The organism is Sphingopyxis sp. Root1497 (genome assembly GCF_001427085.1).
Taxonomy (GTDB): domain Bacteria; phylum Pseudomonadota; class Alphaproteobacteria; order Sphingomonadales; family Sphingomonadaceae; genus Sphingopyxis.
In genome coordinates this window covers 1290241-1301546 of the sequence record NZ_LMGF01000003.1, presented here as the reverse complement: position 1 = coordinate 1301546, position 11306 = coordinate 1290241, and the positions used below count along the sequence as shown (strand labels likewise).

The following is an 11306-nucleotide window of genomic DNA, read 5'->3' as shown; positions in this document are numbered from 1 at the left end:
CGCGGCCCCTCCACCACCGCTTCGCGGCGGTCCCCCTCCCCACGGCTTCGCCGCAGGGAGGATCTACGCCCGCTAGCGGCCGTTACCGTATCGCCCCGCTCCGCATCAATCGCGGCACCAGCGTCAGCGCCGCGACCAGCGGCCATCGCCGCTGCCAGGGCTTGATCTCGATCTTGGTCCCCGCGTGGCGGTTGATCTTCCACGCCAGATAATCGATGCCGCCGGCATAGGTCAGGCTCGCCTTGGCGAGGCGGACGATGCTCAGCGCCTTGCCTTCGGCGCGGCGGCGCATCCAGCCGCCGGCGCGTGCATTCGCCGGGATCGCGGCCATCGCCGCGGCGCTGAAGCGCGCATAGCGTTCGGGGGTCGCGTCGACCACCGACTGCGCCCGGCTGGTGCGTTCGGCGCGCAGCTCGGCCGAGTAAGTGAGCGCGAAGGCGCGGCGCCACCAGTCGAGCGGTTGCTCGCCATCGACCGCGCCGGCGGCGGCAAGCAACGTCGGCGCGGCGCGCGCAACCGCGGCGATCGCGCGATCGCGCGCGGTGTCGTCGACCGCCCACACCAGCCGCGACGGCTGGGCGAAGCGCGCCCAGACCGACACGTTGCGCGTCTCGGACCCGTTCAGGCGGTGGAAGTCGGCTTCGCTCAGCACCGCATATTTGGCGATCAGCCCGTCGTGCTGGAACGGAAAGACGTTCGGCGGGATCAGTCGGTTCGCCGCCGCCATCCAGCGCCGGCCATAGGCGTCGCCATAGTCGGACACGATCAGGTAGAAATCGAGCATCAGCCCGTCGAGCTGGGTTTCGCGCAGGCAGCTGCCGTAAAACAGCACCGCGCGCGCCGAGCCGGGATATTGCGCCGCGATCGCCGCGGCCATCATGCGCGCGCGCGGATCGACGGGGGTGGCGAGTTCGGCGCGGACCAGATCGGTCAGGCTGTCGTGCATGACGAGGCTCAGGCGGCGAGCCGCAGGAAGGGAACCGGCTGGGTCGAGGTCAGGACGATCGGGCGCCCCGACTTGGCGATAAAAATCTCGCCGTCGAGGATGACGTTCGACCGCTCGCCCTCGATCCGGATTTCGTCGCCCTGCTGGAAATGCACGCCTTCGAGCGGATTTTGCCCGAGCGTTCCGCGCAAGGTGGCGCCGAGCATGCGGAACAGCGCGCCGGCGCCGCGCTCGACCGCGAGCAGCTTCATCTGGCCGCGCGGGCCGGGACTGTCGTTGGTGCGGATGCTGAGCAGCAGCTTTTCGAGCGTGGTGACGATCAACAGCGAGAATTTGCCGTGCAGTTCGCCCTGGCGGATCAACGACACGATCATCGGCTGCGGCTTGGGCGGCAACCGCCCGCCGCCGATTCCCAGCAGCATCGCGAACAGGCCGAGGACAGCCGCCAGCACGTGCGACAGCCCGTTGGGCAGGCCGAGCGGATAGATGCGGTTGCGGCAATAGAGCATCACATCGGCGAGATAGGCGCCGCCGAGGAACATGCCGAGCACCGGCCGCGCTTCGCCGCCGCTGTCGAGCGAGATCAGCTGGCGCTGGATCACATGATCCTCGATCCGGCCGGTCTCGACCAGTTCGATCACGCGTTCGAGCGCCTTCAGCGGATCGCCCTCGGCGCCCAGGTCGAGCGCGATCAAATTGGTCTTGCCGTTGGGCAGCACCGCGACCGGCGGCGGCGAACCGCCGAAATAATCGCCCGAATAGAGTTCGGTCAGCGCCGCCTGAACGGTGCCGTCGCCGCCGTTGACGACGATGATGCGCGGGGACACCATCGCGATGGTGCGGATCGCCTCGCCGATCTGGTCGACGTCCTCGACCTCATAGTGAAAGATGTCGGGATGCGCCGCGCAGATTTCCCGCACCCGCGGCAACAGGGCACGGTTGCCGGTCGAGCGTGGATTGGAAAGGAGCGCGACGCTGGCCATAGTTCCTTACATATATTTCATGGTGATCGAGATCGTCTTTGGCGCATCGCCCACCGCGAACGCCGTCTTCTTGTAGCTCGGCTTGCCGAGGTTGAAGATGTTGATGCTCGGGTTGTTCGACATGCCGCCGCCGTCCGATGACAGGTCGGTCTTGCCGTTGCCATTGACGTCGTGGCGCACCGCGATGCCATAGCTGCCGGCGGCCGGCAGCGGCACGCACACGGTCATCGACGCGGCGCGCACGGGCACCTCAATCCGGTTGATCCAGCGGCCCTTGGCCAGCCAGTCGGCCGATGTGGCGCGATAGGCCTGGACGCGTACCCGGCCCGTTCCGGCCTTGAGGCCGCTGATCTGGACAAGGGTGGACGGACCGCTCCGGCATTTCGACAGGTCGTTCGACAGAACCTGCCCCTCTGCATGTGCCGGTCCCGTGACCGCCAGCAGAATGATGCAGAGTGACGTCGATACAAATTTCGACATGACGCATTAGCTCCCAGTGGCTATAGCCATGCCAGCCAAAGCCGGCACGGGTCCCTGTCGCCCTTGAATCGGCATATCGGAATCATTTGCGGCCAAATCATGGTGATGGGGCGACGAAAGCTTGAATAGATTGCCCGCCATCGACCGCTACATCGCGCGGCTCATCTTCTTCCCCATGCTCGGCACGCTGGTTTTGTCCGCGATGCTGCTCGTGCTGGAAAAGATGCTGCGGCTGTTCGACTTCGTCGCGAACGAAGGCGGCCCGGTCAGCGTCGTCTGGCGCATGCTCGCCAATCTCATCCCCGAATATCTCTCGCTCGGCATTCCGATTGGGCTGATGCTCGGCATTTTGCTGGCTTTTCGGCGCCTCGCGACGTCGAGCGAACTCGATGTGCTGAAGGGCGTCGGCATGAGTTTCGGGCGGCTGATGCGCGTGCCCTATGCCTTTGCGCTGGCGCTGGCGCTGCTCAACCTCGCGATCGTCGGCTTCATCCAGCCGCTCGCCCGTTATGCCTATGAAGGACTGCAGTTCGAACTGCGTTCGGGAGCGCTCGGCGCGTCGATCAAGGTCGGCGAGTTCAATAAGCTGGGCGAACGCATGACGCTGCGGATCGAGGAAAGCTCGAACGAAGGCCGCAGCCTGCGCGGCATCTTCGTGCGCGGCGAGCAGAAGGACGGGCAAAGCGTGTCGGCGACCGCGGCGCAGGGCCAGTTCCTCGCCACCGACGATCCCGACACGATCATCCTGCGGCTGACCCGGGGCGTGCTGATCCATGAATCGCCCAAATTCGCGGTGCCGCGCGTCCTGACCTTCGACAATCATGATTTGCCGATCCCGCTGCCCAAGATCGACGCCTTCCGCACCCGCGGCGGCGCCGACCGCGAAAAGACGATCCCCGAACTGTTCGTCGCCGGCAAGGACCAGCGTGAACCGTTGAAAACCCGCCTCGAATCGCGCGCGAATTTCCATTTTCGCATCGTCGAGGTGGTGTCGATGTTCCTGATTCCGCTGATCGCGATCGCGCTCGCCATTCCGCCGAAACGATCGACGTCGTCGCTCGGCATCTTCTTGTCGATCGTGCTGCTGGTGACCCAGCACAAGATCAACGAATATGCCGAGGATATGGGCGCGCGCGGCACCGTCGATCCGCTGATCGCGCTATGGGTGCCCTTCCTGCTCTTCGCGGGCCTCGCGATCTGGATGTATTATACCGTCGCGCATGTGCCCGGCGGCCAGCCGATCGGCGCGCTCGAACGCGTCGCCGCCAAGGCCGGCCAGCGCATCCGCGGGCTGATCACGCTGTTCCAGCGCAAGCCGCGCGCGGTTCAGGCGGCCGACTGATGCACCAGCTCTCCTTCTTCCCCTCGCGCACCATGGCGCTTTACGTCGGGCGCCTGTTCCTCGTCCGCACCTTCGCGATCCTGTTCGCGCTGGTGCTAATCCTGCAGACGCTCGACCTGCTCGGCGAAAGCGGCAAGATCCTGGCGGTCGCGGGCAATGGCGATGCCGAGGTCTGGCGCTATGTCGGCATGCGTATTCCGCAGATCATCGAGACCTTCCTGCCCTTTTCGGTGCTGCTCGGCACGATCCTGACCCTCGCGACGCTGAACCAGAACAGCGAGGTCATCGCGATGAAGGGTGCCGGCATGTCGGCGCATCAGGTGCTCGCACCGCTGTTCCTCGCCGCCTTCCTCGTCGCGGGCATCAGCTTCGCCTTCAACGAACGCATCGTCGCGCGTTCGACCGGGGCGCTCGCCGCCTGGCAAAAGGTCCAATATGCAAAGGTGCCGATCGACAATGGCGTGCGCAGCAACATATGGGTGCGCGCCGGCAACGACCTGATCAACGCGGGCACGGTGCAGACCGGCGGTCCGGTGGTCATATTGAACAAGGTCACCATCTATGAACGCACCGGCGGGGTGCTGTCGTCGATCCTGTCGGCGGACAGCGCGCGCGCGGTCGATGGCGGCTGGGAACTCACCAACGCCAAGCGCTTCGTGCGCCGCTCGGGAACGATCCAGCCGCTCGGCACGATCGTCGCGGCCAAGGGCGTCGCCCCCGACCAGTTCACGCTGGCGCAGGTCAAGGGCGACCAGATGCCCTTCCTCCAGCTCAAGAGCGCGATCGCCGACCTCGAGGCCGCAGGCCGCCCGGTCGACGCGCTGAAAGGCGTGCTGTGGCACAAGATTTCGGGACCGCTGTCGGCGATCCTGATGCCGCTGCTCGGCGCCGTCGCGGCGTTCGGCCTCGCGCGCTCGGGCAAATTGTTCGTCCGCGCCATCCTCGGCATGGCATTGGGCTTCGCCTATTTCGTCGCCGACAATTTCGCCCTCGCGATGGGCGACCTCGGCGCCTACACGCCCTTCCTCGCGGCGTGGGGACCGTTCATATTGTTCGCCCTGATCGGCGAGATGATCCTCATACGCACCGAAGAATAGCATGGACGACGATTTCCGCTGCGACGACTGCGGGTCGTCGAAGTTCGAGACGATCGTTCATTACGGCAGCTATATTAGCGCCTGCACGACTTGCCGGCAGGGGCCGACAACAAGTTTCATGGCCGTCGCACCGGCGCTCACCGGAATCTATCGCGCCACATTGATCGACGACGACTGGCGCCATCTCGAACAAATATATGAAGGCCAAGGCGTCGGCTTCGTCGAAGCGGTTCGTATCGCGGCGCGGTCCGGAAGTCGCGTGCTAATACGCCCGATTGCGGACGGCGACCGCCGCCACGATTAGCCGCAGGGATTCAGACCGCAGCCCCGCCCCGCGCCGACCCCTGCACGAGCCGCGCCACCAACCCCGGCAGGCCGTCGTAATTGGCGCCATGATATTGCGAATCCGCGGGCAGCGCGTCCTTCAGGCGGCGGTGCGCCTCGGCCAGCGCATGATAGGGCACGCCCGGCAGCAGATGGTGCAGCGCATGGTAACGCAGTCCCACCGGCGCCCAGAGTTCGGGCAGCAGCCCCGGCGGCGGCACGTTGACGCTGTCGAGGAACTGCGCGGTGACGGTCAGTTCGCCGCCGTCATTCTCCCACAGATGCGCGACCAAAGTACGGATCTGGTTGAACACCAGGGTCGTGGACGCGATCGCGCCGAAGATCAGCAGCGCACGCAGCGGGATCCAGCCGAGCACACCCGCGGCGATCAGCAAGGTCGACCAGGCCCAGGCGCCGCCCTCCTGCCACGCCCATTGGCGGCGGAACTCGCCCTCGGGCGGACGGCGACGGAACAGCGGGTTGATGATGAGGCCCGAATAGCGTTCCATCACCGGCTTGCGCAGCGGCGGGATCAGGAAGGACAGCGGAGTCAGCACCGCGAAACGGAACAGCAGCGCGATCGGCGCGAACGCCGCGACGATCACGAACAAGGGCACCGTCCACGGCTTCATCAGCGCGAGCGGCAGATATTCGGGGTCCTCGACCGTGCCATATTTGGTGCGGTTGTGATGCAGGCTGTGGATGCCTTCATACAGGAAGGAGGGGATCAGCATCGGCACGCCGACAAGCGCATTCCATGCGAGGCGAAAGCCCGGCAGCGCCTGTTTGCGGATATGGGTGAGTTCGTGGATGAAGCTACCCGCGCGATAGAGCGCCAGCACCGCGACCAGCGCGGCGGCGAGCATCCAGCCCGTCGACGGCGCGAGGATCGCCGCGGCGACGCCGCCATAGCCGAGCAGGGTCGAGGCGAGGAAGTCGGTCCAATAGATGCGCGCGCTGGGATTCAACAGATCGCGCGTCAGTTCGGACGCCGCGCGCAGCATCGCCTTGTCGTCGGCAATCGCCGACTTCCGATTCTTGTCGGCGTCCGCCGACGGGGGCGTCTTGGCCGCACCGGACACGAAGGGAGTCGCGAGCCGATCGGCGGGGGGATTGATCGTCGTCATAAGCGTTCACACACCAGAATTTCGTGGCAGCAAAATGGCCGAATGCGGGTCGCCAGCGCCACAGCTATGCCCTAATGCCTCGCCACAGATATAGGACACATCGTTCAGGAAACCAGCCATGGCCGCACATCATCAGGGCCCCGTCACCATCCACCCCGTCAAGACCAAGGCCGACACGCGCGAATTCGTCGAGCTCGCCTATCGGCTCAATCGCGGCGATCCGGCGTGGGTGCCGCCGCTGAAGGGCGAGGTTTTCGACCTGCTGACCCCGGGCAAGAACCCCTGGTACGAACATGGCAAAGCGCAATTCTTCACCGCGCGCCGCGACGGCCGGACGGTGGGGCGCATATCGGCGCATATCGATACGCTCGCGCTCGAACAGCCCGCCGAACAGGGCATGGGTCCGGGCACCGGCAACTGGGGCCTGCTCGAAGCCGAGGATGAAGAGGTGGCGCGCGCGCTGCTCGTCACCGCCGAGGACTGGCTGCGCGGCCAGGGCATGACGCGGTCGCTCGGCCCGCTGTCGATTTCGATCTGGGACGAACCCGGACTGCTGATCGAGGGCTTCGACGACATCCCCACTATCATGATGGGCCACAACAGCCCGCTCTATCGCGGCTGGATCGAGGGCGCGGGCTACAACCCGGTCAAGCAATTGCTCAACTATGGCGTGCGCGTCGACGACGGCTTCCCGTCGCTGGTCAACCGCATCGTCGCGGCGGGCGAAAAGAACGAACGCATCCGCATCCGCAAGGTGAACAAGAAAAGGTTCGACGCCGAGGCGAAGCTCATCATGGGGCTGCTCAACGACGCCTGGTCGGACAATTGGGGCTTCGTCCCGCTCACCGACAGCGAGATCGCCTTCATCGGCAAGAAATTGAAGGACATCGTCTTCGAGGACCTGATCCGCGTCGCCGAACTCGACGGCGAACCCGTCGCCTTCATGATCGTGCTGCCCAATATCAACGAGTTGCTGATCGACATGGAGGGTTCGCTATGGCCCTTCAACTGGGCGCGGCTGCTCTGGTGGCTGCGCAAGCCCAAGAGCCGCACGCTGCGCGTGCCGCTGATGGGCGTCGCCACGAAATTGCAGAACAGCCGCATGGCGAGCACCCTCGCCTTCATGATGATCGAATTCATCCGCCGCGACGCGGTGCGCGACTATGGTACGCAGTTCGGCGACATCGGCTGGGTGCTCGACGACAATCAGGGCATGAATGCGGTCGCCGGGGCGATCGAGGCCAAGGTCAACCGCGTGTACCAGATCTACGACAAGCCCCTGGCCTGAGACGAACCGTGCCGCGCCGCACGGCCGGTACAGCTTTGCGACATCTTGCCGCGATTATAGGCGGGGCAAGAGGGGCTGGAAAGGTGCCGCATGGCGATCGACTATCTTGCCGCCAACCGCTTCGGGCTCGGCCACCATCCCGATGACGCGGCGTCGACCTCGGCGCGCGCGGCACAGGCGGCGCTGGAGCGGCAACTGGGCGCCTTCGAGCCGTCGCCGCAAGCCATCGCGGCACTCCCCGGCCCCCGCGAGATCGCCGAGACCTACATCCTCTTTCGCGAGCAGGGCGACGCGATGGCCGGCAAGACCGGCGCGGCGACCACCGCCGACGAGCGCGGCAGGGAGCCCGCCGCCCGGCGCGAGGCGCGCGAGGCGATCCGCCTCTTCTACATCGACGCCGCAGCCGCGCGCTTCGCCGCCGCGGTCGCCTCACCGACCCCCTTCGCCGAACGCCTCGTCCATTTCTGGGCCAATCATTTCGCCGTCTCGACCGAAAAGCAGTTCGTGTCAGGCCTGGCGGGTAACTATGAGTTCAGCGCGATCCGCCCGCACATCATGGGCCGCTTTTCGGACCTGCTGATCGCCGCGATCCGCCATCCCGCGATGCAGCTCTACCTGGACCAGGTGCTCAGCGTCGGGCCCGACAGCCCCTTCGCCGTCCGCCAGAGCCGTCCGCGCGGCCGGCCGGGGCTCAACGAAAATCTCGCACGCGAAATCCTCGAACTCCACACGCTCGGCGTGCGCAGCGGCTATACGCAGGCCGACGTCACCGCTTTCGCCCGCGCGCTCACCGGCCTGTCGGTCGCCGGCCTCGGTCGCGGTGCGCTGCGCCAGCTGGTCCCCGACGGCTCGCAGCCCGGCGACAGCATCTATATCGCCGAACGGCACCAGCCCGGCGAGCAGGTGATCCTCGGCAGGCGCTACCCCGACACCGGCCCGCAACAGGCCGAAGCGGTGCTGCGCGACCTCGCGGCGCATCCCGCGACCGCGCGCCACATCGCGACCAGGCTCGCGCGCCATTTCACCGCCGACGACCCGCCACCGCCTTTGGTCGACCGCCTCGCCGCCGACTTCCTGCGCAGCGGCGGCGATCTCCCGTCGCTCTACCGCACCCTCATCGCCTCGCCCGAACCCTGGCAGGGCGGCCCGGTGATGTTCAAGTCGCCGTGGGACTGGGCGGTGTCGATGGCCCGCGGACTGCCCGTGCCGATGTTCGGCGAGCGCCAGAATGTCCCGGACCTCCTCGGCCAGCTCGGCCAGCAGATATGGCGGCCCGAATCGCCCGCCGGCTTTGGCGATACCGTCGCGACATGGGCCGGATCGGGCGGGCTGATGCAGCGCGTCGATCTCGCCAGCCGCATCACGGCCCGGATCGGCGATCGAGTCGACGCGCGCGCGCTCGCGCCGCAAATCCTCGGCGACGCGCTCACCGCCGATCTGGCCGAAGCGATCGCAGGCGCCGACAGCCCGGCACAGGGTCTCGCGATGCTCTTCGGCAGCCCTGCCTTCTTGCGGAGATAGACGATGATCCTGACCCGCCGCACCGTCATCGCCGCCGGCATCGGCGCCGCCGTCTTCCCGGCAATGGCGTTCGCCGCCGCGCCCACCGACCGGCGGCTGATCTTCGTCATCCAGCGCGGCGCCGCCGACGGGCTGGCGATCGCGGCTCCGACCGGCGACCCGGCCTTCGCCGGGGTCCGCGCCGCGCTGGTCGAGGAAGCCGCGACCGGCGCGCGACTCGACGGCCTGTTCACGCTGCATCCCGCGCTCGAAAGCGCCGCCGCGCTGTTCGCGGCGCGCGAGGCGCATGTCGCGCATGCGGTCGCGACCGTCTATCGCGACCGGTCGCATTTCGACGGACAGAATATGCTCGAAAGCGGCGGCACGCGCCCCTATGGCCGCGCGGACGGCTGGATGAACCGGATGCTGTCGCTGCTGCCGGCGGACGGGCGCAGCGCGCTCGCGGTGGCCCCGTCCGTCCCGCTCGCCCTGCGCGGCGCCCTGCCCGTCGCCACCTACGTCCCCAGCCGCCTGCCGCAGGCCAATGCCGACCTGATCGCGCGGCTGTCGGCGCTCTACGAAAAGGACGCGCTGCTGCACCCCTTGTGGGAAAGCGCGATCCGCACGCAGGAGCTGGCGGGCGAGATCGGCGGCAACAACGGCCGCAACGGCGCCGACCTCGGCCGGCTCGCCGCCTCGCTGATGCTGCCCGCCGACGGCGCGCGGGTGATGATGGTCGAAACCGGCGCCTGGGACACGCACAGCGCCCAGCGCAGCCGCATCACGGCGCAGTTGCGCGGGCTCGATCAGCTGGTCGGCGCGCTGAAGGCGGGGCTGGGGCCGGCGTGGAAGGACACGCTGGTCATCGTCGCCACCGAATTCGGCCGCACCGTCGCGATTAACGGCAGCGGCGGCACCGACCATGGCACCGGATCGGCGGCTTTGCTCTTCGGCGGCCGGCTGGCGAAGGGCGGTACGGTCGCGGCCGACTGGCCCGGGCTGGGCACGGCGGCGCTGCTCGACGGGCGCGACCTCAAACCGACGCGCGGCCTCGAAAGCATGATCGCCGACGCCGTCGCGCATCATTATGCGCTCGACCCGGTCGAGGTGAAGCGGACGCTCTATCCTGGGGTGCTGGCCTGAACGAGGCCCTCTCGCCAGGTCCTCTGCCCTCGTGTAGCATCCCTCCCGGTGGGGCAAGGGGATAGCCGATGTGCCGGGCGATGATGTATCTGGGCGAGCGGGTCACGCTCGACGACCTGCTGTTCAAACCCGACTCCAGCCTCGTCAATCAGGCCTATATGCCCAAGATGCTGCACATGCTGAACCTCGCGGGGTTCGGGATGATGGCGTGGGACGCCGCGTCGCACGCCCCGCACGAGCCGCACCGATATCGCTCGCCGTCGCTGCCGGTGTTCGACGGCAACCTCAAATCGCTGGCGATCAAGACCCGCGCCGAATGCGTGATCGCGCATGTCCGCGGCGTCGCTTACTCGACGACGGTCAAGGTCAGCGAGCAGAACACCCACCCCTTCCACTTCCCCGGCGCCGCGGTCGCGATGGCGCATAATGGCGACATCTATCGCATCGGCGAGATGAAGGGGGTGCTGATGGCCGACATCGCCCCCGAACTGCTCGCGCAGATTTCGGGATCGACCGACAGCGAATGGGTCTATGCGCTATTGCTCTCGCAGCTTCCCGACTGGCGCGTCGAGCCCGACGGCGACACGCTGATCGCTGCCGTGCAGGCAACCGTCGACATATTGGAACGCGCGCGGCGCCACCATGGCATCGCCATCTCGTCGAGCTGCAACCTGTTCCTGACCACCGGGCGCCAGATCCTCGGGCTGCGTCACTGTTTCGACTTCGGCCATTACCGCACCGGGTCGCCCGACCAAGTGCATGAGGCGAACATGAATTTCCTGTCGATGTGGTTCACCACCGGCCGCGATTACGGCCTGCACGATGGCGAGTGGCAGATGGTCGGCGGCGAGGAGGAGCCGCGCGCGATTATCGTCGCGTCGGAGCCGCTGTCGTCGAACAGCGCGACATGGATGCCGGTGCCCGAATATGCGATGCTCCACGCCGAAATGCACGGCGACCGGCCGAAATTCCGGGTGGTGCCGCTGGCGCGGTAGGACATAGCGAAAGGCAGCTTTGGCGCTGGGGAGCGGGCGCTCCTCCCAAGCAGTTCCCCGGCGAAGGCCGGGCCCCAGAGC

General features: G+C 67.0%; 11 protein-coding genes. 7 read left to right on the top strand and 4 right to left on the bottom strand.

Annotated elements, in window-relative coordinates; translation table 11 throughout:
* Positions 1 to 82: 82 nt before the first annotated feature.
* The 3 genes from ASD67_RS09690 to ASD67_RS09680 are packed head-to-tail and all read right to left on the bottom strand — an operon-like array spanning position 83 to position 2409.
* Positions 83 to 946, bottom strand: a complete 864-nt coding sequence (locus tag ASD67_RS09690; protein ID WP_056346345.1) for a hypothetical protein — start codon at positions 944 to 946, stop codon at positions 83 to 85.
* A gap of 8 nt (positions 947 to 954) precedes the next feature.
* Positions 955 to 1929: a diacylglycerol/lipid kinase family protein gene (locus tag ASD67_RS09685; protein ID WP_056346343.1), complete on the bottom strand. Its 975-nt coding sequence runs from the start codon at positions 1927 to 1929 to the stop codon at positions 955 to 957.
* A 6-nt stretch (positions 1930 to 1935) separates the two neighbouring features.
* Entirely contained in the window at positions 1936 to 2409 is a 474-nt protein-coding gene (locus ASD67_RS09680; RefSeq protein WP_056346341.1) for a DUF2141 domain-containing protein, read from the bottom strand.
* A 121-nt stretch (positions 2410 to 2530) separates the two neighbouring features.
* Between ASD67_RS09680 and lptF the strand changes: the two genes are divergently transcribed.
* Genes lptF through ASD67_RS09665 form a run of 3 tightly spaced genes read left to right on the top strand, consistent with a single transcriptional unit; the run spans position 2531 to position 5152 of the window.
* Positions 2531 to 3751 (top strand): LPS export ABC transporter permease LptF, encoded by a 1221-nt coding sequence (gene lptF, locus ASD67_RS09675; protein ID WP_082544936.1) that lies wholly within the window; start codon positions 2531 to 2533, stop codon positions 3749 to 3751.
* Positions 3751 to 4848 (top strand): LPS export ABC transporter permease LptG, encoded by a 1098-nt coding sequence (gene lptG / locus ASD67_RS09670; RefSeq protein WP_056346338.1) that lies wholly within the window; start codon positions 3751 to 3753, stop codon positions 4846 to 4848. Before lptF ends, lptG begins: the two co-directional genes overlap by 1 nt.
* Before the next feature lies 1 nt (position 4849).
* Positions 4850 to 5152, top strand: a complete 303-nt coding sequence (locus ASD67_RS09665; RefSeq protein ID WP_056346336.1) for a hypothetical protein — start codon at positions 4850 to 4852, stop codon at positions 5150 to 5152.
* A gap of 10 nt (positions 5153 to 5162) precedes the next feature.
* On the opposite strand, the gene ASD67_RS09660 is transcribed toward ASD67_RS09665, so the two are convergent.
* Positions 5163 to 6299 carry a fatty acid desaturase family protein gene (locus tag ASD67_RS09660; RefSeq protein WP_056346334.1) on the bottom strand — a complete coding sequence of 379 codons (1137 nt, stop codon included), beginning with the start codon at positions 6297 to 6299 and terminating at the stop codon, positions 5163 to 5165.
* A 118-nt stretch (positions 6300 to 6417) separates the two neighbouring features.
* On the opposite strand from ASD67_RS09660, the gene ASD67_RS09655 reads away from it, so the two are divergent.
* The 4 genes from ASD67_RS09655 (at position 6418) to ASD67_RS09640 (ending at position 11225) form a co-directional block, all read left to right on the top strand.
* Positions 6418 to 7587, top strand: coding sequence for a hypothetical protein (locus ASD67_RS09655; RefSeq protein ID WP_056346333.1), 1170 nt, complete (start codon positions 6418 to 6420; stop codon positions 7585 to 7587).
* 90 nt (positions 7588 to 7677) lie between these two features.
* Complete coding sequence (locus ASD67_RS09650) at positions 7678 to 9108, top strand: DUF1800 domain-containing protein (protein ID WP_056346330.1); 1431 nt, start codon at positions 7678 to 7680, stop codon at positions 9106 to 9108.
* Positions 9109 to 9111: 3 nt separating this feature from the next.
* Positions 9112 to 10230: a DUF1501 domain-containing protein gene (locus ASD67_RS09645; RefSeq protein ID WP_056346328.1), complete on the top strand. Its 1119-nt coding sequence runs from the start codon at positions 9112 to 9114 to the stop codon at positions 10228 to 10230.
* Positions 10231 to 10298: 68 nt separating this feature from the next.
* On the top strand, positions 10299 to 11225 hold the full coding sequence (locus ASD67_RS09640) for a class II glutamine amidotransferase (protein WP_056346327.1): 927 nt from the start codon (positions 10299 to 10301) through the stop codon (positions 11223 to 11225).
* Positions 11226 to 11306: the final 81 nt, after the last annotated feature.